This is a genomic window from Bradyrhizobium septentrionale, from assembly GCF_011516645.4.
Lineage (GTDB): Bacteria > Pseudomonadota > Alphaproteobacteria > Rhizobiales > Xanthobacteraceae > Bradyrhizobium > Bradyrhizobium septentrionale.
On record NZ_CP088285.1, the window covers coordinates 1,121,084 to 1,142,624 of the forward strand.

General features: G+C 64.0%; 20 protein-coding genes and 2 pseudogenes. 11 read left to right on the forward strand and 11 right to left on the reverse strand.

From position 1 onward, the window contains the following. Window positions 1–55: 55 nt before the first annotated feature. The 7 genes from HAP48_RS07270 to HAP48_RS07300 are packed head-to-tail and all read left to right on the forward strand — an operon-like array spanning window position 56 to window position 5,985. Window positions 56–1,021 carry an ABC transporter substrate-binding protein gene (locus HAP48_RS07270; protein ID WP_166214320.1) on the forward strand — a complete coding sequence of 322 codons (966 nt, stop codon included), beginning with the start codon at window positions 56–58 and terminating at the stop codon, window positions 1,019–1,021. A gap of 1 nt (window position 1,022) precedes the next feature. Next, on the forward strand, window positions 1,023–1,778 hold the full coding sequence (locus tag HAP48_RS07275; protein WP_166214319.1) for an ABC transporter permease: 756 nt from the start codon (window positions 1,023–1,025) through the stop codon (window positions 1,776–1,778). Next, window positions 1,757–2,563, forward strand: a complete 807-nt coding sequence (locus tag HAP48_RS07280; protein ID WP_224496947.1) for an ABC transporter ATP-binding protein — start codon at window positions 1,757–1,759, stop codon at window positions 2,561–2,563. The genes HAP48_RS07275 and HAP48_RS07280 overlap by 22 nt, the downstream gene beginning before the upstream one ends. 7 nt (window positions 2,564–2,570) lie before the next feature. Next, on the forward strand, window positions 2,571–3,371 hold the full coding sequence (locus HAP48_RS07285) for an ABC transporter permease (protein WP_166214317.1): 801 nt from the start codon (window positions 2,571–2,573) through the stop codon (window positions 3,369–3,371). A 12-nt stretch (window positions 3,372–3,383) separates the two neighbouring features. Continuing rightward, a complete protein-coding gene (locus HAP48_RS07290; protein WP_166214316.1) occupies window positions 3,384–4,049 on the forward strand; it encodes a polysaccharide deacetylase family protein in 666 nt (221 codons plus the stop codon). Continuing rightward, window positions 4,046–4,909, forward strand: a complete 864-nt coding sequence (locus HAP48_RS07295) for a fumarylacetoacetate hydrolase family protein (RefSeq protein WP_166214315.1) — start codon at window positions 4,046–4,048, stop codon at window positions 4,907–4,909. Before HAP48_RS07290 ends, HAP48_RS07295 begins: the two co-directional genes overlap by 4 nt. Before the next feature lie 32 nt (window positions 4,910–4,941). After that, the gene (locus HAP48_RS07300; protein ID WP_175612353.1) at window positions 4,942–5,985 is read left to right on the forward strand and encodes a uroporphyrinogen decarboxylase family protein; all 1,044 of its coding nucleotides are present in this window, start codon (window positions 4,942–4,944) and stop codon (window positions 5,983–5,985) included. 69 nt (window positions 5,986–6,054) lie between these two features. Here the strand turns inward: HAP48_RS07300 and HAP48_RS07305 are convergent, their stop codons facing one another. The 4 genes and pseudogenes from HAP48_RS07305 to HAP48_RS07325 form a co-directional block, all read right to left on the reverse strand. After that, window positions 6,055–7,029 carry a DUF2778 domain-containing protein gene (locus HAP48_RS07305; protein WP_224496948.1) on the reverse strand — a complete coding sequence of 325 codons (975 nt, stop codon included), beginning with the start codon at window positions 7,027–7,029 and terminating at the stop codon, window positions 6,055–6,057. A 270-nt stretch (window positions 7,030–7,299) separates the two neighbouring features. After that, window positions 7,300–7,948: pseudogene (locus tag HAP48_RS07310) on the reverse strand (EAL domain-containing protein). A gap of 81 nt (window positions 7,949–8,029) precedes the next feature. Beyond that, a complete protein-coding gene (locus HAP48_RS07320) occupies window positions 8,030–8,440 on the reverse strand; it encodes a DOPA 4,5-dioxygenase family protein (protein ID WP_166214314.1) in 411 nt (136 codons plus the stop codon). 98 nt (window positions 8,441–8,538) lie between these two features. After that, complete coding sequence (locus HAP48_RS07325; protein WP_166214313.1) at window positions 8,539–9,159, reverse strand: class I SAM-dependent methyltransferase; 621 nt, start codon at window positions 9,157–9,159, stop codon at window positions 8,539–8,541. 180 nt (window positions 9,160–9,339) lie between these two features. On the opposite strand from HAP48_RS07325, the gene HAP48_RS07330 reads away from it, so the two are divergent. The 3 genes from HAP48_RS07330 (at window position 9,340) to HAP48_RS07340 (ending at window position 13,060) form a co-directional block, all read left to right on the forward strand. Further along, entirely contained in the window at window positions 9,340–10,044 is a 705-nt protein-coding gene (locus HAP48_RS07330) for a hypothetical protein (protein WP_166214312.1), read from the forward strand. A 792-nt stretch (window positions 10,045–10,836) separates the two neighbouring features. Further along, window positions 10,837–12,159 (forward strand): TAXI family TRAP transporter solute-binding subunit, encoded by a 1,323-nt coding sequence (locus HAP48_RS07335; protein WP_166214311.1) that lies wholly within the window; start codon window positions 10,837–10,839, stop codon window positions 12,157–12,159. Window positions 12,160–12,310: 151 nt separating this feature from the next. Beyond that, a complete protein-coding gene (locus HAP48_RS07340) occupies window positions 12,311–13,060 on the forward strand; it encodes a bestrophin-like domain (protein WP_166214310.1) in 750 nt (249 codons plus the stop codon). A gap of 238 nt (window positions 13,061–13,298) precedes the next feature. Here the strand turns inward: HAP48_RS07340 and HAP48_RS07345 are convergent, their stop codons facing one another. Together HAP48_RS07345 and HAP48_RS07350 are read right to left on the reverse strand one after the other, a co-directional pair. Next, entirely contained in the window at window positions 13,299–15,095 is a 1,797-nt protein-coding gene (locus HAP48_RS07345) for a flavin-containing monooxygenase (protein ID WP_166214309.1), read from the reverse strand. Window positions 15,096–15,334: 239 nt separating this feature from the next. Further along, a pseudogene (locus tag HAP48_RS07350) lies at window positions 15,335–15,637 on the reverse strand (PilZ domain-containing protein); the annotation flags it as partial. A 397-nt stretch (window positions 15,638–16,034) separates the two neighbouring features. Between HAP48_RS07350 and HAP48_RS07355 the strand changes: the two are divergent. Then, a complete protein-coding gene (locus HAP48_RS07355; protein ID WP_166214308.1) occupies window positions 16,035–16,838 on the forward strand; it encodes an enoyl-CoA hydratase in 804 nt (267 codons plus the stop codon). 325 nt (window positions 16,839–17,163) lie between these two features. On the opposite strand, the gene HAP48_RS07360 is transcribed toward HAP48_RS07355, so the two are convergent. The 5 genes from HAP48_RS07360 to HAP48_RS07380 form a co-directional block, all read right to left on the reverse strand. Continuing rightward, on the reverse strand, window positions 17,164–17,946 hold the full coding sequence (locus HAP48_RS07360) for an SDR family NAD(P)-dependent oxidoreductase (RefSeq protein WP_166214307.1): 783 nt from the start codon (window positions 17,944–17,946) through the stop codon (window positions 17,164–17,166). Between the two features lie 86 nt (window positions 17,947–18,032). Then, the gene (locus HAP48_RS07365; protein WP_210292804.1) at window positions 18,033–18,956 is read right to left on the reverse strand and encodes a DUF1932 domain-containing protein; all 924 of its coding nucleotides are present in this window, start codon (window positions 18,954–18,956) and stop codon (window positions 18,033–18,035) included. Next, a complete protein-coding gene (locus HAP48_RS07370; RefSeq protein ID WP_166214306.1) occupies window positions 18,956–19,825 on the reverse strand; it encodes an ABC transporter substrate-binding protein in 870 nt (289 codons plus the stop codon). The genes HAP48_RS07365 and HAP48_RS07370 overlap by 1 nt, the downstream gene beginning before the upstream one ends. Window positions 19,826–19,844: 19 nt before the next feature. Next, window positions 19,845–20,591 (reverse strand): TetR/AcrR family transcriptional regulator, encoded by a 747-nt coding sequence (locus HAP48_RS07375; RefSeq protein ID WP_166214305.1) that lies wholly within the window; start codon window positions 20,589–20,591, stop codon window positions 19,845–19,847. Between the two features lie 59 nt (window positions 20,592–20,650). Then, window positions 20,651–21,529: an SMP-30/gluconolactonase/LRE family protein gene (locus HAP48_RS07380; RefSeq protein ID WP_166216779.1), complete on the reverse strand. Its 879-nt coding sequence runs from the start codon at window positions 21,527–21,529 to the stop codon at window positions 20,651–20,653. Window positions 21,530–21,541 lie beyond the last annotated feature (12 nt).

Here is a 21,541-nt window from a genome sequence, read left to right on the forward strand (position 1 = left end):
CGGCGCGCGACGCGACGAACATAACAACAATCGATAATCCGGGAGAAACAGAACCATGAGCATCACGCGCCGCCGCGCGCTGGCAACCCTGATCGCCACTACTCTGCTGGCCGGTCCCGCCTATGCTGCCGAAACGATCCGCGTCGGCCTGCCCACCAAGACCTATTGGCCGACGACCATCGCCGAGACCGCGGTGCGGCAAAAACTATTCGAGAAGGAAGGCATCAAGGCCGAGCTGACCGTCTACCGCAGCGGCGCCGAGACCTTCGAGGGCATGGCCGCCGGTGCTGCCGACATCATCCTCGATCCGCCATCGCTGGTGTCGGCCGGCCGCAAGAAGGGAGTGATGTCGCGGATCGTCGCCAATGCCGCGATGGGCAATTTCGGCTGGCAATTGATGGTGCCGGCCAAGTCGACGCTTGAGGTCAAGGATCTCAACGGCAAGAAGGTCGGGATCACCGCAGCCGGCTCCGGCTCCGATCTGCTCGCGCTCTGGACCATCCAGGACCGGAAGATCGATTTCACCCGCGTGCCGGTCGGCGGCGGCGGCCTGGTGCCGAACCTGCTCGCCGGCAATGTCGATGCCGCCGTGGTCTACTCCCCGCTGAGCTTCCAGGTCGCCAGGTCCGGCGAGGCCAAGACCATCCTCGACTATGCGACCGCGGCACCACCGAACCTCACCGCGGGCTGGATCGTGCTCGACAAGTTTGCCGAGGCCAAGCCGGAGGTGGTCCAGAAAGCCGTCAATGCGCTCTATGGCGCCGTGCAGTTCATGCGCGCCAACCGCGACGTCACCGTCAAGCTGATCGCCGACCTCTATGAGATGCCGGCCGAGATCGCCGCGATGGAATACGACAACACCATCATGAAGCTCGAGACCGACGGCAACATGGGCGCGGCCAACGTGCCGGCGGCGGTGCAGCTCTCGCTCGATCTCGCCAAGCTCGGCGGACTGAAGGACATCGTTCCGGTCGAGGATGTGATCTCGACCAAGTTCAAGCCGGTGCCGACCAAGCCGTAACATGCAGGCCACCCTCACCATCAGGCTCGCGCGGGCCGCGATCGTGATCGCGATCTTCGCGCTGTGGGAGATCCTGTCGCGGACCGGCCTCGTCAATCCGCGCCTGCTGCCGTCGGCATCGGACACGCTGGTGACGCTCGGCGACCTCCTGCAACGCTCCAGCGTCCGGACCGACCTACTGGTGACCGCGACCGAGGTGTTGACCGCCTTTGCGCTCGCGGTGCCGATGGGTGCGCTGATCGGTTTCCTGATCGCGGAGAACCGCTATTTTGCCGACGTGGCGAAGCCTTTGCTGTTCTTCGCCTTCAGCATCCCGAAATCGATCTTCCTGCCGATGTTCATCCTGGTGTTCGGCGTCGGCTTTGCGCAGAAGGTCGGGTTCGGATTCTTCTCGACGATCTTCATCGTGATCATGTCGACCACGACGGCGGTGGAATCGGTCAAGGTCGAGCACCTCACGGTCGCCCGCTCCTATGGTGCGACGCGCATCCAGACCGCGTTCCGCGTCTATCTGCCGAGCATGCTGCCGGTGCTGCTGGAAGCGCTGCGGATTTCGATGATCTTCAACCTCACCGGTGTGATCCTCGCCGAGATGTACGCCTCGCGCGACGGCATCGGCCACCAGATCGCGACCTGGGGCGAGAATTTCCAGATGAAGCAGCTGCTCGCCGGCGTCGTGATGGTCGCCGCGATCGCCATGACCTTCAATGAACTCATCAGATGGGTGGAAACACGATGCAGCCATTGGCGAACGTGACACCGTTGAAGCCGCCGCCGCGCGCCGGCGCGATCGAGGTCAGGAATGTCGGTCAGGTGTTCCGGACCAGGTCGCAGGACGTCGTCGCGCTGGAGGACGTCTCGCTTGACATCAAGCCGGGGCGCTTCGTCGTGCTGGTCGGCCCGAGCGGCTGCGGCAAGTCCACGCTCTTGATGATGATGGCCGGGCTGCGCGCGCAGACGTCGGGCAGCATCACCATCAACGGCGCGCCGATCCCGCAGCCGGACCCGAACCGCGTCGGTGTCGTGTTCCAGGAAGCGAGCCTGTTTCCGTGGCTGAGCGCCGAAGACAATGTCGAGTTTCCGCTGGCGCTGCGCGGCGTCGCCAAGGCGGAGCGCCGGGCCAAGGCGCAGGATGCGCTCAACTTGGTCGGCCTCGAAGGCTTCGGCAAGCGTCACCCGCACGAGCTTTCGGGCGGCATGAAGCAGCGCGTCTCGATCGCGCGCGGCCTGGTGCAGGATCCGCCGGTGCTGCTGATGGACGAGCCGTTCGCCGCGCTCGACGAGCAGACCCGCATGACGATGGGCGACGAGCTGCTGCGGATCTGGGCCGCGACCGGCAAGACCGTCGTGTTCGTGACCCACAGCCTGACCGAGGCGGTCTATCTTGCCGACGAGGTGATCGTGATGTCACCGCGGCCCGGCCGCATCGTCGATCAGCTGCAGGTCAATTTGCCGCGGCCGCGGACCTACGAGATGCTGAGCGGCGACGCCTTCGGTGCGCTGCGCGACCGCATCTGGCGCCACATCCGAAAATCGGCGTGAGGCGATGATGAGCGCGAAAACACTTCGCCATCTGATCGTCTTAGCGCTGATTGCGCTGTGGGAGCTGCTGCCGCGCACCGGGCTGATCCCCGAACTGTTCCTGCCGTCGCTGTCCTCCACCCTGCTCGCCGGCTGGAACGACGCCGCCGAATATGGCCACGCGCTCGCGGTGACGCTCTACGAGGTCGCGGTCTCGATGGCGTTCGCCTGCGGCGGCGGCATCCTGCTCGGCGCCATCGTCGGCAGCCTGCCGCGGCCGCGGCTTCTGATCATGCCGATGGTCTCGAGCCTCTATGCCGTACCGCTCGTGATCCTCTATCCCGTCTTCACCGTGTGGCTCGGCATCGGCTCGGAGTCCAAGATCGCCTTTGCCTCGATCTACGGCTTCCTGCCGACCATGCTGGCGACCGCCGCCGGGATTCAGACCATCGACCCGCAACTGCTGCTCGCCGCCCGCAGCATGGGCGCGACGCTGGGCCAGCGCCTGGTCCGCGTCATCATCCCCGCGGCGATACCGACCGTGCTGTCGGGCCTGCGCGTCGGCGGCGCGCTCGTCATCGTCGGCGTGGTGGTCTCGGAGATGCTGATTTCCTCGGCCGGCATCGGCTATCTGATCTCGCGCTACCGCACCATTCTCGACAGTCCGCACGTCTTCGCCGGGGTGCTGCTGGTGCTGTTCATGGCGATCGCCTTCAACACCGTGATCCGCTGGGTCGAGCGCAAGGCCGCGATCTGGCAGACCGGCACGCGCGCCGGCCAGAGCGCCGCCGACGAAGTCGGCTCCGGCGCGATGCAGCCGGCGACGTAAGGGGATCGCGACGTGTTTGACCTCACCCTGACGTTCGACAATGGACCCGAGCCGGACGTCACCCCGCGTGTGCTCGATATCCTGGGCGAACGCGGCATCAAGACCACGTTCTTCGTGATCGGCGAGAAGCTCGGCGACCCCGCGCGCCGCCGCCTCGCCGTCCGCGCGCGCGACGAAGGCCACTGGATCGGCAATCACACCTATACGCACAGCGTTCCGCTCGGCCAGCAGCCCGGCGCGGACACGGCCCAGCGCGAGATCGGCCGGACCCAGGCCGCGATCGGCGAGCTCTCTCACCCGAACCGCTGGTTCCGGCCGTTTGGCGGCGGCGGCAATCTCGACGACCGGCTGCTGAAGCCCTCCGTGGTCGATTATCTCGTGCGCAACAAGCACAGCTGCGTGCTCTGGAACGGGATCCCGCGCGACTGGGACGATCCCGACGGCTGGGCCGACCGCGCGCTCGAGCAATGCCGTGCGCAGCCATGGACGCTGCTGGTGCTGCACGATTTGCCGACCGGCGCGATGGCGCATCTCGACCGCTTCCTCGATCGCGCCGAGACCAGCGGCGCCCGCTTCCGTCAGGACTTTCCGCCGCAATGCGTCCCTGTCCGCAACGGCGCGATCGTACTTCCCATCCAGGACTATGTTTCCTCCATCGAAGAGAGTGAGAGACCATGAAGATCGCAAGTTTCAAGGCGGCGGGTACCGCAAGCTACGGCATCGTGACCGATGCTGGGGTGATCGACGCCGGCAAGCGGCTGACGGCGTACCCGACGCTGAAGGCGTTGCTGACGACGGGCTCGCTGGATGAGCTGAAGAAGCTGCAAAGCGAGCGCACCGATCACGCGCTGAAGGACATCGAGCTGCTGCCGACCGTACCCGATCCCGACAAGATCTTCTGCATCGGCGTCAACTATGCGACGCATCTCGCCGAGAGCGGCCACCCGACGCCGCCGCATCCGATGATCTTCACCCGCTTCGCCAACAGCCAGGTCGGCGCCGGACAGCCGATGATCCGGCCGCTGGAGTCGGAGCGCTTCGACTATGAGGGCGAAATGGCTGTCATCATCGGCAAGGCCGGCCGTCGCATCCCGCGCGAGACCGCGCTCGGCCATGTCGCCGGCTATGCCTGCTACAATGACGGCAGCATCCGCGACTGGCAGCGCCACACCTCGCAATTCGCACCGGGAAAGAATTTCGTCGGCACCGGCGGCTTCGGACCGTGGATGGTGACGACCGACGAGCTCTCCGACATTAGCAAGCAGCACATCGCGACCCGTCTCAACGGCGTCGAGGTGCAGGCCGCGCCGATCTCGGACCTGGTGTTCGACGTCGCGACGCTGATCGCCTATTGCTCGACCTTCACCGAGCTCGTGCCCGGCGACGTCATCGTCACCGGCACCACCGGCGGCGTCGGCGCCTATCGCACGCCACCGCTATGGATGAAGGAGGGCGACGTCGTCGAGGTCGAGGTCTCCGGCATCGGCGTGCTGCGCAACCCGGTGAAGAACGAAACCGCGGCAACACGCGCGGCTTGAGCCGGCCGCGCAACAAGAAGAAGGAGGACATCATGAACCTGCCCAGGCATCTGCTGCCCACCACCGTCGTCGGCAGCTACCCGCAGCCGGAATGGCTGGTCGACCGCGCCATGTTGTCGAAGTCGGTGCCGCGCACCCGCATGCACGCAATGTGGCGCCTGCCGGCCGAGCATCTGGAGGAAGCACAGGACGACGCGACCATCGTCGCGATCAGGGACATGGAGCGTGCCGGCATCGACATCGTGACCGATGGCGAGATCCGCCGCGAGAGCTACTCCAACCGGTTCGCCACCGCCCTCGAGGGCATTGATGCCGACAACCCCGCGATGATCACGGCGCGCACCGGCAACACGCAGACGCCGGTGCCGCGCGTGGTCGGCCCGGTGAAGCGCAGGGGACCGGTCGAACTGCACGACATGCAGTTCCTGCGCAACAACACCGACCGTGCGGCAAAGATCACCCTGCCCGGCCCGTTCACGATGAGCCAGCAGGCCAGGAACGAGTTCTACAAGGACGACGAGGAGCTCGCGATGGCCTTCGCCGCAGCCGTCAATGCCGAGGCGCGCGACCTCGAAAAGGCCGGCGCCGACGTCATCCAGCTCGACGAGCCCTGGGTGCGCAACAACCCGGAGCTCGCCAGGCGCTATGCAGTGAAGGCGATCAATCGAGCGCTCGAGGGCATCAGCATCCCGACCGTGATTCATCTCTGCTTCGGCTATGCCGCGGTGGTGCCGGGCTCGACCAAGCCGGCCGGTTATTCCTTCCTTGCCGAGCTCGACGACACCATCGCCGATCAGATCTCGATCGAGGCGGCCCAGCCGAAGCTCGATCTCGGCGTGCTCAGGGATCTCTCATCGAAGAAGATCATGCTCGGCGTGCTCGACCTCGGCAATCCCGAGATCGAATCCGCCGCCGTCGTCGCCGATCGCATTCGCAACGGCCTGAAGCATGTGCCGGCGGAGCGGCTGGTGGTCGCGCCCGACTGCGGCATGAAATACATGCCGCGCCACGTCGCGTTCGGAAAACTGAAGGCGATGTGCGACGCCGCCGCGACGGTCCGGAAGGAGATCGGCTAACCGCCCTCGCCGACCAAGCATGAAGAGGCAAAATCGGTCGCCAGCGATACTGGCGACGCCACACCCGGCTTACGAGTTCGACGGCGCGCGCGTCGATGCCGACTTAACGTCCTTGATGCTGACGATGACGGCGATGCGCTTGACCGTACCGTTGCGGTAGGCCTGCAGGAACTTGTCGTAGTGCTTCACGGAGATGCAGCCGTTGGAATCGCCGTTCGGCCCGAGCATGTAGCTGTGGACCAGCAGGCCGACGCGTCCGAACGGGTCGCTGCCATCGACCGGGGTCATGCGCAGCGCAGGCACACCGTGGAACAGCTTCTCGCGCGGCTTCATCTCGTAGATGCCGGGCGGCGTCGCGCCTGCATTGCGGGCGTTCACGTGGGCCGGATCGTCGAGCAGATTGCCGAGGCCTGAATGCGCCTCGAATTTGGTGCCGTCGGGCATGTACACGATGCGGCCGGTGATGTCGTAGACCGCCGTGGTGCTGTCGTAGCCGAGCGCGCCGAGATCGGGGCTCGGACCGGACAACAATCCGTCATTCGGATCGAGCGAGGCCAGCTGCAGCTTGCCCGGCATCATGTCGGCGATCTTCTGCAGGAACGTGCGGTTGTCGCCCTGCGGCACCGGCGCCTGTGGCGGCAGCGGCTGATCGTTCCGCGCCAGCAGATTGGCCTCGGCCGGCCGTGACCGTGGCATCGGCACCGTGGATGTCGCAGGCGTCGTGGCGGCGACGGAGGCCGTCGCCGGCAGGCTCACCTGTTCGGTCTGGCTGTCGCGCAGCTGCCCGGCCAGCGCATCCTCGATCTGATCGAACTCGGTATTGAAATCGCCGCGGCTCGAACGGAACCCGCGACGCAGTGGATAATAGAGCGAAGCCGAATTGAGCGTGGAGCGCGAGCCGAACCGGTCTTCGAAGCTCAGCGCGGCGCTGGTGTTGGCGAGCGCCGGTCCGTGCAGCCACGCGGTGGGATCGATGCCGACCGCCCAGGCGGCAAGGCCAGCCGACAGCGCAAGCGCGCTCACGGCAAACGCCGTGCTGCCCATCAGGGATATGCCGCGGCTCGACCTACGCCCGGCAGCTTTCGTCGTACGTTGACCCATCATCCCCAAGTACGGTGCTCTGGGGCCTGTTGCCCGGCCCACGCGGTATTCACCGATCACTCATCATATCAGGGAATTAGAGTAAGGCATAATCGAGACGGAGCGGGCAACGACAGGTTTTTTAAACGTTTTTCGGATGGAAAGTGCCGGAGAATCAGCGCTGGGCCGGCCGAAATGGCCCAAAAAGTCCCGATTCGGGACAATTTCGGCGACTCAGGCGATCTTTTCTTCCCAGAGGGTGAAGACCGGGACCGGCTTCCCGATAGCGTAACCCTGGGCGTAGTCGACCCCGATCTGCCGCAATTCGTCCAGGATCGCGAGGCTCTCGACGAATTCCGCGACCACCTGCTTCTGCATGATCTTCGCGGTCCTGGTGATCATCTCGACCATCGCGCGGTCGACCTTGCTGTTCAGGATCTCCTTCACGAACGAGCCGTCGATCTTGATGACGTCGACCGGCAGGTGCTTCAGATAGGCGATCGAGGACATGCCGGTGCCGAAAACGTCGAGCGAGAAGCTGCAGCCGATCTCGCGCAGCCGTGCGATGAATTTCTGCGCCTCGTCGAGATTGGAGATCGCGCTGGTCTCGGTGATCTCGAAGCACACCAGTGCCGGCGAAACCTCATGCTGCGCGAACAGCTCGGCGACGAAGTCGACGAAAGCGCTGTCGCCGATCGGAGAGGTTGATGGCGTAGCTCGCGACCCTGCGCGGGTGGTGCTTGCGCTCGGCGATGATCTCGAAGGCACGGCGAACCACCCAGCGGTCGATCAGCGGCATCAGTCCGTAACGTTCGGCGGCGGGCAGGAAGCTGCCGGGCGGCACCAGGGCGCCGCTCTCGTCGCGCAGGTGACTTAACCTCACGTTGCAAGAACGCGATGAGTTTGAAACGACTTGGTTGTAATGCAATTGCGTCAAACTTTACGCATTCCGGCAACCAGGTGCTCAGGGCCGCAATGTCGGCGACGTGTTCGGCGCCGGCGCCTGCTCCATTTCGGACTCTTCGGGCAGTCTGTCGGCATGGACGGCGAGCGGCGTGCCGATCCAGAGCGGATCGTCGCGATGATCTCGGCGCGGATTGGTCGTGTTGGGATGGACCAGGATGCTCAGGCCGCCATGGTTCAACATCAGCCACGGCACCAGGGTCGGAAACAGCTCGGCCGCAAACGCCACCTGATACATCGCCTGATCGTGCGGACCGACCTTGACGTCGTGCCAGCGCCCGAGCGTGACCAGGAAGCGCTCACCGATCCAGTTGCGCAGCCGTTCCGCCTCACCCCGGCTGGTCGCGGGGTCGTAATAGACATGGGCGTGATAGCTCGCGATCTCGCCGATCGGGCGCGGCGCATCCGTCATCTCAGCTCTCCTTCTGGCCGGCAGCGCCATCGAATGCAACTGCCTCTACCTTCACCGACATATTGCACAGATTTGGCGGGTCGCGCCTCTTCGGCCGGTCACTTCCGCCGCAGCACACTGAACTGGAACGACTGCGCCGCTCCCCAGGGCGTGACATGCCGATGCCGCTCCTCGGCGATCAGCTCGAAGGCCGAACCGATGGTCCGGCTGAGCGTTGCAGGATCATAGCGCTGCACCGGCAGGCCGCTGCACTTCTCCGGACCATCAGGCGCGAAGGTGCCGATCACGGCGTGGCCGCCTGCCCGGACGCCGCGATGCAGCCGGTCGAGATAGGCCGCGCGATCGTCTTCCTCGACCAGGAAATGAAACGCCGCACGATCGTGCCAGATGTCGAAGGCCCGCTGGGGCTGCCAGACCGTCGCATCATCGGCGACCCAACGTACCGCTTCGCCCGCCGTGCCGAGCCGCTGCCGCGCGCTCGCCAGCGCAGCTTCAGAGAGATCGAGCACGGTGACATCGTGAAAGCCGCCCGTCAGCAGCGCATCGACAAGCCGCGAGGCCCCGCCGCCGACATCGATGATCGACGCGTCGCAGCCGGGCGCGACGGATTCGATCAGCCGCAGCGACGGCTGCGGATCGGCCTGCGACCAGCTCACCTGCTGCTCGCCCTTGGTCAGATAGACGGTCTGCCAATGCGATTGGCGGTCGGATGCAGTCATGGGCGGTACGTTCCGAAAGCGGCGGCGGCAACCCGCGTTGCGCACCGATTAACCATGAGCTAGGCGCGGCGGTTTCCCGCGTCAACCGGCAGCAGCGGGCGCGTTGCGGCAAATGCCGCAGTTGATTTGGCGCATTTTCCATTTAACCTGACCGACAGGTTGAGATCGGGGCGCCCGGGGATGGCCAATTTCGGCTGGACACGCGTCAACAAGCCTGCACAAGCGGAGGACGCCGCCGGCGACTTGCGCGGCCTCACCGATCCATTGGCGTTTCTCGCCGCACTCGACAAGGTCGTGCCGCGCTATCTCGATCTCGCCGACAACGGCGTGCTGGTCTATCCGGCCTGCAAGCGCAAGTCCGGCGACCTGCTCGGCGATACCAGAGCGATCTGGGAGCACACAAGGCTGGAAGCGATGCGCTATGTTCCGATGGTGCCGCGGCAGGACACCTCGCTGCTGGCCGATCCGTCCCGCCAGGCGGAGATGATCGACGCCTTCCTGCGCCAGCGCGCGCACGACAACACGGTCGTCGACTTCACGGGCACCGCGATCGAGGATTACGGGATTGCGATCTACGCCGGGCTGAACTGGTTGAACCATTGCGGCGCCATCGTGGGTGCCGATCCGCAGAAATTTTCCGGCACGCTGCGAAGCTTCCGCAAGGTGATGGTCGTGGCCCGGCAGTGGTGGGCGCTCGACGGCGCCGCGGAGCGCTGCCGGCAGATGCTGGAGGCGCGCGAACGGCCGCCGCTGGTGTTCTTCCTGCTGTGGGCCGAATCCACCAACCTGGGGCGGGAGATTGCGATCGCGGCGGCCGGTGCGAATGCGACCGAAGACAGCATCGCACGCCTGCGCGCAGCCGAGGATCCGGAAGAGCTGACGTAATGCGCGAATCGGACGCGCGGCCGCAGGCTAGGGTGCGTACTTATAAATTCGGGATGTCCGCTTTCGAGAGGTAAAGCGGACTCGCGGCCCCGACCACAGGGATGTCGCCTTTTGACCCAACTCGGACCTGGGCGTCAGCAGGGCGATCATTGATCTAGATCAAAGGCTGCGTGTCGAAATCGGGACCAATCGTCGCGCGCTTACAGGCCCTACGATCCGTTCTCATCTCGGTACGTTGCTCCCTTATTGTGCTCAGGAGGGCCTTACGACGCACCCGGCGGGATAGTCAACGTATTGGCAGTACACTACGGCAGCACTGGCCTTTTCTGCGCTTGCGGCTATGAACCCAATGACCAACAGCGTGTATTCTTCTCCGCAAGGTCGTTGTTCTGCAAGAGACGTCACATAAGATCGCATCCAGCGGTTGGGCGTTGATTCAGATCAAAGCAGGCCACCACGATCTATCTGCTCGTGACACACGACCCGTTTCTGACTAGGGAATAGAGGGACATCGGCCCACAATTCTGATACATACCATTCAATTTCCCCGAGCTTGGGGGGGCGTCTTGAGAAGCGAGCACGTAGAGCGGCCGCTGGCAGCTACGCTGGCCGCGGTCGTTCGCGGGCGTCGGAGGTCCGCAGAAATACAGCGGCAAGGACATGGCGAACTCGCACGGGCGCCTGTCCGTTTTCACATAGTTGGAAGTACGGGGCCTTAGTCTTTGCGGCTGTACGCGCGGCAATTAAGGCATGCAGCGATGTCCATCGGCCGACGCGTCTGGAGCGACGAGCATGATGTCGATAAAATTGCCGCTGTGGCTTCGCTTTTTCCTGGTTATCGGCGTCGTCGTCTTTGCGGCAGGCGCATGTCTCCTTGGCTATCGGTACTACACTCGCCCGGTAACGCTGACCGTGGCGGTCGGCTCAATCGACGGCGAGGCTGCCAAGGCAATGTCAGCGATAGCAGGCGAGCTCGTTTCGACGAACGCGCCGGTGCGGCTCAAGGTTCTCGACAGCGGCACTGCGCTTGAGGCCGCTAACGCCTTCTCCGCGGGTAAGGTCGATCTCGCCGTGGTTCGCGGCGATGTCGGTGACTTGTCGCAGGCGCAAGCCGTTGTCGTCGTCAGCCATATGGTCGTACTGATCATCGCGCCGCCGGGATCATCCATCGAGAGCATGGACAACCTGAAGGGACGCACGGTCGGCGTGGTCGGCGGAGTAGCGAACACCAAAATTGTCGATGTGTTGACCAAGGAATACGATCTGGCGGGCGCAAAAGTTGTATTCAAGAACCTTGCTTTGACGGATGTCCGGCAAGCCATTCAGTCAAAACAGGTCAGTGCCCTGCTTGTCGTGATCCCGCTCGCCGAAAAATACCTCTCGCTTGTTCGCGGATTTTTTCAGCTCGGCCATAAAAAGGTCCCGGTACTGATCCCAATCGAGTCCGCGGGGGCAATTGCAGAGAATGAACGCGCCTTTGAAAGCTTCGACGTCCCGAAGGGCACGCTGCGGGGATCGCCGCCGGTCCCGGAAGATGACCTGACGACCCTGAGGACCTCGCTATACTTGGTTGCGCAAAAGAAGCTCGGCACTGATCTGGTAACCAGCCTCACGGAGGCGATCATGAGCGCGCGCAGGAATCTTCTGCGCGAGCAGCCTATTTTCGCGCAGATCACCGCGCCCAGCACCGACCAGGATGCCTACCTTCCGCTGCACCCTGGCGCGGCAGCCGTCTACAACAGCACCACGCAGAGCTTCATGGATGAATACGGCAATTGGATCTATTTGACGCCGATGGTACTGGGTGGCGCCGCCACCTTGCTTGCGGCGGCGTGGAAATTCCTGGGCGTCGGCAACCGCGCAACCGAAGGCCCACTCGATTCTCTCTATGCCTTGGCGCGCCGGATTCGGAAAGTCGATACAGAGGCTGAACTTTCGGATATCGAAGAAGAGATCGACGGCATTCTAAAGGCGGAGCGCGCCAAATCCGCTGCTGGAGACGAGAGCGCGGTGGATGATGCCACATTGTCCGTTGCAGCCCTCCGGCTGGAGAGCTTGATTCACGACCGACGCATATTGATCGCTAAGGGACCCGCAGTTGCCTCCGCGGCGTAGGCGACACACCGCGGTCGACGCATCAGGATGCCGCGTCAACGATACGCGGCAGAGACCGAAGCTGCGCTCAGGCGAACGAGCTTGAAGCTACGGCCTAGAACTGGATGACTAATAGAGAGAAGGCCGCTGCCTCGCGAGACACTGGTGAATCATGAATGCAATCGCGCTATCGTGCATCACGTTTGTATGCATCTCAGGCGGCGCCCTGCTCGGTATGTTCCTTCCTGGGCATCACCTGAGCACAGATGACAAGGATGTGGTCAGGCTGGGCACGGGCCTCATCGGGACGATAGCCGCGCTCGTCCTCGGCCTGCTGATCGCCTCGGCGAAGGGCTCCTACGACACGCAGAGCACTCAAGTCACGCAGATGACGAGTAATGTTGTCCTGCTCGACAATCTGCTGGCGCAATACGGACCGGAGACGAACGACCTACGCAATCTGTTGCGGCGCGGTATCGTCGTTTTAGCCGATCGAATGTGGCGCGAGAAAAGTTCCGAGGTTGCCAAGGCGAACCCCTTCGAGGCGAGCGCCGCAGGCGATGCATTCTTTGCGAAGCTTCAGCAGCTTTCGCCGCAGAACGATTCCCAGCGCTCCCTGCAAGTTAGGGCCATACAGATCGCCACGGAAATTGCACAAACCCGCCTGCTGCTGTTCGCACAGACGAACAACTCAATCCCTATGCCGTTCCTGGTGGTGCTCATTTTCTGGCTCACCATCATCTTTGGAAGCTTCGGCCTGTTTGCCAAACCCAGCGCAACCGTTTTCGGCTCGCTCTTCGTTTTTGCACTGTCGGCCGCCGGGGCGATCTACCTAGTCCTGGAGCTGGGTCAGCCATTCGCGGGTTTGATGCAAATTTCCAGCGCGCCACTGCGCAACGTCCTCACCCCGCTCAGTCCCTAAGCCATTCGCATGATCGGGGTCGCCGGCCAGAGCAAGCCCCGACTGCTATCGCGGTCGTCGCGATCTGCTGCATGGCTTTTCGAATTGATCAAGATGCGCATTGTGCTGAGATGTCCGAATCTGGCCCCTTTCCGACATGACGGATCAAGTCAGCGATGTCGGCTCAGCGAGACAACACGGACATTGCGTTGGCGAGGTGCAAACAACATAGGGCTCGCAATTCCTGCACTCGGCAATTTCAGGCCTTGTGATGGACAGTCTGCAGGCCGTAGACCTGCGTCGGGATGCTCTCGTGGCGCGCCTTCAGCTGCAGGGAAAGGAATTGCGAGTAATGTCGCGACTGATGCAGATTGCCGCCGTGGAACCATAGGCCTTCCTGCTGCGTCGGCTTCCACATGTTACGCTGCTCGCCTTCCCACGGGCCGGGGTCCTTCGTCGTATTCGAGCCGAGGCCCCAGACCTTACCGACTTTGTCGGCCATCTCCGGACTCACGAGATCGGCCACAAAGCCGTTCATCGAGCTGTAGCCGGTGGCATACACGATCACGTCCGCTGGCAATTCCTTGCCGTTGTCGAGCTTGACGCCGTTGGGCGTGATTTCCTCGACTTGTCCAGTGAACAGTTTGATTTTGCCGTCAATGATAAGCTGTGAGGCGCCGACGTCGATGTAATAGCCCGAGCCGCGGCGCAGATACTTCATGAATAGCCCGGAATCGTCGTCACCGAAGTCGAGCCTGAAGCCGGCCTTTTCCAGCCCGGCGTAGAAAGCGGCGTCATCCTGGCGGATCTTGTCATAGACCGGCTTCTGAAACTGATTCAATATCCGGTAGGGCAGCGAAGCGAAGATCAGATCGGCCTTGGCCGTGGTCATTCCGCTGCGGACGGCACGTTCGGAATAAAGATCACCGAGGGTCGCCATCAGCGAATCCGAGCGCACGATGTGCGTCGTTGAGCGCTGCACCATCGTTACGTCGATGCCGGCCTCGTACAGCGCAGCGCAGATGTCGTGGGCCGAATTGTTCGAGCCGATCACCACCACCTTCTTGCCTTTGTAGCCGCCGGAGCCGGGATGGCGAGAGGAATGGTGTTGCTCGCCCTTGAACGTTTCCATGCCTTTGATTTTCGGCATGTTCGGCTTGGCCGACATGCCGGTCGCGAAAACAAGCTGCTTGGGCCGCAGAGTGATCTCCTTGCCATCGCGTTCGACGACGATGGTCCATTCCTTCCTTGCGTCGTCCCAACTGGCGCGTTTGGCCATAGTGTTCGTCCAGTAGTTCAGCTCCATGACCTTGGTGTACATTTCCAGCCAATCGCCGATCTTGTCCTTGGGTGAGAACACAGGCCAGTTCTTGGGGAAATCGATGTAGGGCAAGTGATCGTACCAGACGGGGTCGTGCAGGCAGAGCGACTTGTAGCGGTTGCGCCAGGAATCGCCGGCGCGTGCGTTCTTTTCGACGATGATCGTCGGTACACCGAGCTGGCGCAGCCGCGCACCGAGCGCAATGCCGCCCTGTCCGCCGCCGATGACAGGCGCGTAGGGCTGGGTCTTGAACCCGAGTTCTTCGACTTCCTCGTCGCGCAGTTCCTTCCAAGTCTTGGAGCCGGGATTGACGCCATGCCTGGCGCCGAGCGGTCGGCTGAAGCCGGCCTTTTCCTCATGGCCCTTGAGTTCGGCCATCGTCGTCAAGAGCGTCCAGATCTGGTCGTTCTGCAGTCGGATGAGTCCATATCCGCGCGCGACCTCGGTCTCGAATGAGATCCAAGACTCGGCCACGCCGCCAGCCTCGGTTGGCGTTTCACCTTCGGCGATTTTCCAGTTGTGCGGCTTCACGTGCACTAGGCAATGCGCGAGCATGTCGCGGACCTGATCGCGGCCTTCCATGGTCTTGATGTTCCAGGTGAAGGCAACGAGGTCGCGCCAGTAGCAATCCGGAGCGAACATTCCTACGGCGGCGTCGAGATCGCCCGCCGCAAGCGCGGCATCAAACTTGTCGAGGATAACCTGGACGCGCGCGATAAGGGTGGTGTCGAGCATCACTTCCTCCCAAACGTCGTTTTCCAATTTTTCTGCGCAGGCAACGTAACCTTACCCCAACCGTCGCGGGAATCCAGACTCGCACGGCAGGTTCCCGGTCGGCTTCAGCACCTCTCGGCGCCCGCCTGCAACAACGCCGCTTTGCCCATCGACGAGTTAGTAGGTTTAGAGTTCTATTTACTGCGGTGCATGAGTCTGGAGGTGGCCCTTTGCGGACATCGGATTCTTCTGCTTCTTCTCAGCTTGTCGGCAAATTTCTCCCGCATGGCGTGGGTCATCTCGAGCTCGAGCAGGAAGCTGCCGTTCATCGTGTCGGTGATGCAGTCTTCGAACTTGCCGAACTCCTCGAAATACGAGGTCAGCCGGTCGCCGACCTTGCCGACCACGGGCACGTCCACGATCATGCGGAACGGCGACATCCGCGTGGTGCGGCAGGCGAAGGAGCGCAATTTGCCCTGCGCATCGTACCAGTTCGGCAGCGTGTAGCTGCCGTTGACCGTGATCCTGATCGCACGTTGCTTGAGAAACTTTTCGACGGACACGACTGGACCTCGCCCGAGGCGATGCGAGTGCACGGAGGTCGGGATTGACCGGCTTCTCTGCCGGTCCGGTGGTGGGGACGTCCGCTACCGACGCGATGGCAGCGGGAAGGCTGCGGCATGCGTCCCAGCGCGCCGCGGGCTGGGACGCAAGCAGCCTTGGCGCGCAGGTGCGTACAGTCGTACCGTCGAAAACTAGGAAAAAGTTAAACCGGCACGGAGCACGGGCGGCGCACTCTATGGCGTAACCGTTTCACGACGGTTTATTTTGCGGGCCGCACAACTACCGGGAGAGTTGTCGCACGCCGATGCAATCGCGCCGTGCCCTAAAGCGCCTGCTCCGGCTTCCGCCCGGGTGCTAGGCTTGGCCGAAATCAGACCGGACGCTCGGAAACCAAACATGTCAGATAAATCGCTCGCCGACGGCAAGATCCTGCAAAGCGTGGTCGATGGCGTCGGCGTCATCACCTTCAACAACCCCGACAAGCGCAATGCGATGTCGCTGGAGATGTGGGAAGGGCTCGGCGAGGCGCTGATCGCCTTGCGCGACGATCCTGATGTCCGCGTCGTGATCCTGGTCGGCGCCGGCGACAAGGCCTTCGTGTCGGGCGCCGATATCAGCCAGTTCGAGAAGACCAGGCACAACGCCGAGGCTTCCGAGGAATATTCACGGCGCAGCGCGGCCCAGCGCGCTTTGCTCGCCGACTATCCGAAGCCGACCATCGCCTGCATCCGCGGCTTCTGCCTCGGCGGCGGCATGCAGGTCGCGATGCTGACCGACATCCGCATCTCCGGCGCCAGCGGCCAGTTCGGCATTCCCGCCGCCAAGCTCGGCATCGCCTATGGCTATGAGGGCTTACGCCATCTGGTGTCGCTGGTCGGCCCGTCCTGGGCGCGGCTGATCATGTATACCGGCATGCGGATTGACTCCACGGAAGCGCTGCGGATCGGCCTCGTCGATCGCGTGCTGCCGGACGCCGAGCTCTGGGACGCGACCATGGAGATCGCGCGCACCATCTCGGGCAACGCGCCGCTGGCGATCAAGGCCGCCAAGATCACCATCGCGCAGGTGCTGAAGGACCCCGCCGATCGCGACATCGCCGCGATCAAGCAGATCGGCATCGACTGCATGGACAGCGCGGACTTCCGCGAGGGCCGCAGCGCCTTCATGGAAAAGCGCAAGCCCAAGTTCAAGGGCCGGTAGCGGCGTCCTCATCCTGTCATCGCCCGGCCTGTGCGCAATTGCGCACATGGACCGGGCAATCCAGTACGCCGCGGCCCATCGGCTCAAGCACGACAGCCTCTGGAATACTGGATCACCCGCATGCGCGGGTGATGACACCGAATGGCTACTGCGTGATTTCTGAATAATAGAATAATACCGCCGATTTGCCCGACATGTCAAGTTGCCGTGTCGAACGCCGGCAGCCGCGGGCTACTTTGCATGGGGTTGTTTTCGATATTTTGGCAGTGCGCCCTTGCAACGGCAGGCCGCGGCGTTTCGCTGTGCTCGCAATTGAACCTGCCCCCTACTTCTTCTCGTGGACCGGCACCGTGTAGTTGAGGATCAACCGCCCGCCATCGGGATAGATGGTCTGGCCGGTGATGTAGGAGGCATCGTCGCTGGCGAGGAATGCCACGACGGAGGCGACCTCGCTCGGCTCGCCGCAACGGCCGGCCGGGGTGCGTGACAGCACGCTGCGCCGCGCATCCTCCGACGAGAAGATTGCGGTCGCCACCATCTCGGTCAGGATCGTGCCGGGTCCGACCGCCACGACGCGAATGCCGTGCGGCGCCAGTGCCACGGCCGCCACCGAGGTGAGCTGCTTCATGGCGCCCTTGGACATCGCATAGGTCGCAAGCGAGGGGATCGCGAGCAGCGCATTGACCGAGGACATGTTGACCACGACGCCGCCACCGCCCTGCGCGATCATCTGCCGCGCCGCGGCCTGGACGCCGAAGAACGCGCCCTTGAGGTTGATCCCCATCACGTCGTCGAATTCGGCTTCGCTGATCTCGAGGAAGTCGCGGTTGCGCGCCACGCCCGCATTGTTGACCATGACGTCGATCCGGCCGAACTCCTTCACCGCCGTAGCGACGATGCGATCGACATCGGCGCGCTTGCTGACGTCGGCTTCGACGGCCCGCAACCGATCCTCATGTCCGAGTTCGTTGGCGGTGTGGACGAGCCCAGCAGCGTCGACATCCGAGATGACGACCCTGGCGCCATCGGACAGGAAGCGCGCCGCGCAGGCCTTGCCGATGCCGCGCGCCGCGCCCGTGATGGCGACGACCTTGCCGGAATTCTTCATGGGAGTGTCTCCAGACCAAAACTGTTGAAGGAGCAATAGCGCATCGCGCGTCCGCAGGGAACGCGACGGATTCTCCGCAGGAGGGTTCAGGACTTGATGCGCGCCAGAATTCGATCGGCTTCGATGCGCCAGTCGGCGCTGCGGGCGAAGTCCGACGTTCCCTTACGCCCGAACACGCCTTCATCGGCAAGATCGGCGACCCAGCCCTGCCGCTCGGCGGTAGCAGACGCGGACCATGGCGCAAGCCCGGCCTCGCGCACGGTCTCCGCCACCTCGCGCACCTCCTCGGCGTGGCGTCGGCCATGCTCGATCACCCGTTGGAAGAAATAGGCGCCCTGCTTCTCCCAATCGATGGCAGGGAAGGTCTCCTTGAGCGAGGCCAGCACCGCATCCTCGACGCCATAGGCTCGTGCGGTGGTAAAGCTCTCGATCACCATCGCCTCCAGGCCCTTGATCATGATGCTACGGCACATCTTGACCGCCGAGGACACGCCCAGTTCGTCACTCGCGACCTTCGCCGCGAAGCCGAGCGCGACCAAAAGCGGCGTCAGCTCCCGCGCGCCCGGGCCGCCGAGCAGCAGCGGGACCTTGATCCGGTACGGCGGCAGCGAGGTCATCACCGCGCCCTCGACATAGCGGCCGCCGGCGCCATCGATGTGGGCGGCGGCGCGCTGCTTGGCGCCGGGCGAGGCCGAGTTGAAATCGAGAAACCAGGCGCCCTTCCCGATCGCCGGCGCGCAGGCCTCGGCCACCGCCACCGCCTGGCCCGCCGTCACCGCCGAGATGATGAAATCGGCCCGCGCCGCGAGATCGGCGTGGGATTGCGCGAGCGCGACGCCGATCTCCGCCGCGTGCGCGCGCAGCGGCGCACCTTGCTCGCGGTCGAGCTTGATGTCGTAGGCCGTGACCTTGACGCCCTGGTTGCGGAGATCTTCAGCGAGGATGCGGCCGACCTCGCCATAGCCGAGCATGCCGATCTGCCATTGCCGCGGATCGCTGGAGATTGTCATCAGTTCAAGTCCCGTGTTGTGTCGTCAAACAGTTCGTCAACCGCGACGCGCCGGGGGATCAACGCCTGCTGCGCGCAATAGCCGATCATCAGTTCGAGCGGCCTGCGGTTCGCCTCGACGCCGAACGGCACGAGGTCCGGCACGGCGGGCGGACCAGCCCTGGCCTTGCTGCGCTTGAGGAGCTCGTAGAGGCTGCGCACCACATCCGGCCGCGATGTCGCGAGCTGCTTCGTCACCACCACCAGATGATTGACCGGCACGACACGATGCCGCGCATACCACCGCGTAGCCTCGCCGGCCGGATCGGCAAACAATGGCTTGAGCGCCGGATCGCTCGAGGTCTCGCCAAGCACGGCGTCGAGCTCACCGTCCTTCAGCATCTGGATGATGGTGCTGCCCTTTGGCGCGCGTTCGGTGCGGTCGACATATTCGGCGACATGCGGGTCCTCGAAGGTGACCCAGTCGATCCTGTCGAGGTCGACGCCGTAGTCGTTGGCAAGGATGCCGCGCATCCATGCGCCCGTCGTGGTCGTGAACGAGCGAATGCCGACCCGCTTGCCATCGAGATCGGCAGGCGTGAGCGTGCCGCGATCGGCACGATAGAGCGCGTGGCCATGCTGGAAGCGGCCGACCATCGCTGCCGGCAACAGCACTAGCGGCTTGCCGTGCGCTCTCGCCATCAGATAGGTCACGATGGCCATCTCGCAGACGTCGAACGCCTGCTCGCGCACCATCGGCTTGAACGCGGCGTTGGTCGGCGTGAATTCGGTGAAGTCGAGGTCGAACAGCTCCGAGCGCAGCTCACCGTTCTTCACCGCCTTGATGTGCGGGTGATTGCCGAGCACGGTCCGCAGCCGAAGTTTCTCCATGGCGATCGACTCCGCGGGATCAGGTCAGCGCTCGTCCGGGAATTGCGCCCGGTGCCTTGCGCGCGGCAGGCGTCGCAGGATCGAGTGGAGGAGCCTGCAGCGCGGCCACCGTCGCGCGCACCAGTTCCTCGATGGCGTGGCCGGCATCGGAGCCGTCGGCGCTGCCGCGCGACAGGCGCGAGACGCGTTCCGGCGTCACCAGCGTGTAGTAGAGCGCGCCGAGCAGGAAGTGGCCGCGCCAGACCAGATCGGTGCGCGGAATATGCGGCAGGCTTTCATGGATCGCATCGATGAAGGCGTGGCTGGTGTCGTCAAAGGTCTGCGCGATGATCTTGCGCACGACCTCGTTGCCTTCGGCCGACATGATCGCGCGCAGTCGCGTGAACCGCGTCCCGCCGCCGGCGAGATCGCTGCCCGAGGTGAAAGCCGGCAGCACATAGGCGCGCACGATCGCCTCCAGCCGATCCTGCAGGTCGCGCACCCGCCGCGCCGCCGCCAAAAGCTCCGAGCGCCGCCGGTTCATCGGGCCGCAATGCCGCCGGTAGATTTCCAGCAGCAGGCCGTCCTTGGTCTTGAAATGATAGGTCACGCTGCCGGGATTGGCGCCGGCCGCCTGCGCGATGTCGCGCACCGAGACGGCGTTGAAGCCGTAGGTCGAGAACAACTCCTCCGCCGCGGCGAGGATCGCCTCGCGCATATTGGGCTTGCGGGTGCTGGCGGCCTTCACGTCGGCCTTAACGCCAGGCCTAGCAGGTTTGCGGACCATACTTGTACTATCGTCCAAATAATCAGGTCGCGTCAACAAGGCGGCCGGCGAGCGCGCGGTCAGGACAGTTTGACGTCGGGCTCGGCCCGGCCGCGCGCGGCGGCGTCGAGCAGGAAGGTCCTGCCATGCCCGGGATCGGCGGCACGCTGCGCATCATCCATATCCTGCCAGGCCGAGGTCACCAGCACGCGTGAGAAGTCGCGGCCGACAAAGGCCGGGCAACTCGATTGGCTTGCCGGCACGCGCAGCGAGCGCAGACGCTTGCCCCGGGGATCATAGACATCGACGCAGCCGCCGCCCCAGCGCGCGTTCCAGATCCGCCCGTCGGCATCGACGACCGCGCCGTCGAGCCCGCCCGTGCCGTGATGCTGGATCAGGACCGCGGGCTGGCCCACGGGCAATCCGGTCGCGGCATCGAGCGGCACCCGGTACAGCACATTGCGCGCGGTATCGGCGAAGTAGCCGATGTCGCCGCCCGGCGAAAAGCAGATCGCGTTCGGGATCGTGATGTCAGGATAAAGCTGCGTGATGCGACCACGATGCAAGGCGTAGATCGCGCCCGCTCCCTGCTCGGCCTGGCGCCCCATGGTGCCGAGCCAGAATGTGCCGGACGGATGCACGCGCGCGTCGTTGGAGCGCGTCGCCGGGTTGTCGGCCTCGAGCGCAGCGAACAGTTCCATGCGGCCATCGGCGACCTGCCGGACATAGAGCCCGTCGTCGGTGAGAACAAGCTGCCGCTCGCCGTCGATCCGCGCCAATGCGCTTGCCATCTTCGGCAACTCATGAATGACGGTGCGGCCGTCCGCAAAACGATGCTCGAACAGGCGACGTTCGCGGATGTCGAACCACCAGGCGGTGTCGGTTGACGCATCGTAGGTCGGCCCTTCGCCGAGATGACAGCGCTCAGCCGACAGCACCGATGTCGGTACCTCTTCCATCAGCGGCTCGGC

Coding starts and splice junctions, on each gene's coding strand:
- HAP48_RS07275 (WP_166214319.1), top strand. CDS start 1,023: ATGCAGGCCACCCTCACCATCAGGCTCGCGCGGGCCGCGATCGTGATC.
- HAP48_RS07345 (WP_166214309.1), bottom strand. CDS start 15,095: ATGCTCGACACCACCCTTATCGCGCGCGTCCAGGTTATCCTCGACAAG.
- HAP48_RS07365 (WP_210292804.1), bottom strand. CDS start 18,956: ATGACAATCTCCAGCGATCCGCGGCAATGGCAGATCGGCATGCTCGGC.
- HAP48_RS07280 (WP_224496947.1), top strand. CDS start 1,757: ATGCAGCCATTGGCGAACGTGACACCGTTGAAGCCGCCGCCGCGCGCC.
- HAP48_RS07295 (WP_166214315.1), top strand. CDS start 4,046: ATGAAGATCGCAAGTTTCAAGGCGGCGGGTACCGCAAGCTACGGCATC.
- HAP48_RS07360 (WP_166214307.1), bottom strand. CDS start 17,946: ATGAAGAATTCCGGCAAGGTCGTCGCCATCACGGGCGCGGCGCGCGGC.
- HAP48_RS07320 (WP_166214314.1), bottom strand. CDS start 8,440: ATGACGGATGCGCCGCGCCCGATCGGCGAGATCGCGAGCTATCACGCC.
- HAP48_RS07300 (WP_175612353.1), top strand. CDS start 4,942: ATGAACCTGCCCAGGCATCTGCTGCCCACCACCGTCGTCGGCAGCTAC.
- HAP48_RS07370 (WP_166214306.1), bottom strand. CDS start 19,825: ATGGAGAAACTTCGGCTGCGGACCGTGCTCGGCAATCACCCGCACATC.
- HAP48_RS07335 (WP_166214311.1), top strand. CDS start 10,837: ATGATGTCGATAAAATTGCCGCTGTGGCTTCGCTTTTTCCTGGTTATC.
- HAP48_RS07355 (WP_166214308.1), top strand. CDS start 16,035: ATGTCAGATAAATCGCTCGCCGACGGCAAGATCCTGCAAAGCGTGGTC.
- HAP48_RS07285 (WP_166214317.1), top strand. CDS start 2,571: ATGAGCGCGAAAACACTTCGCCATCTGATCGTCTTAGCGCTGATTGCG.
- HAP48_RS07325 (WP_166214313.1), bottom strand. CDS start 9,159: ATGACTGCATCCGACCGCCAATCGCATTGGCAGACCGTCTATCTGACC.
- HAP48_RS07305 (WP_224496948.1), bottom strand. CDS start 7,029: ATGGGCAGCACGGCGTTTGCCGTGAGCGCGCTTGCGCTGTCGGCTGGC.
- HAP48_RS07375 (WP_166214305.1), bottom strand. CDS start 20,591: ATGGTCCGCAAACCTGCTAGGCCTGGCGTTAAGGCCGACGTGAAGGCC.
- HAP48_RS07340 (WP_166214310.1), top strand. CDS start 12,311: ATGAATGCAATCGCGCTATCGTGCATCACGTTTGTATGCATCTCAGGC.
- HAP48_RS07330 (WP_166214312.1), top strand. CDS start 9,340: ATGGCCAATTTCGGCTGGACACGCGTCAACAAGCCTGCACAAGCGGAG.
- HAP48_RS07380 (WP_166216779.1), bottom strand. CDS start 21,529: ATGGAAGAGGTACCGACATCGGTGCTGTCGGCTGAGCGCTGTCATCTC.
- HAP48_RS07270 (WP_166214320.1), top strand. CDS start 56: ATGAGCATCACGCGCCGCCGCGCGCTGGCAACCCTGATCGCCACTACT.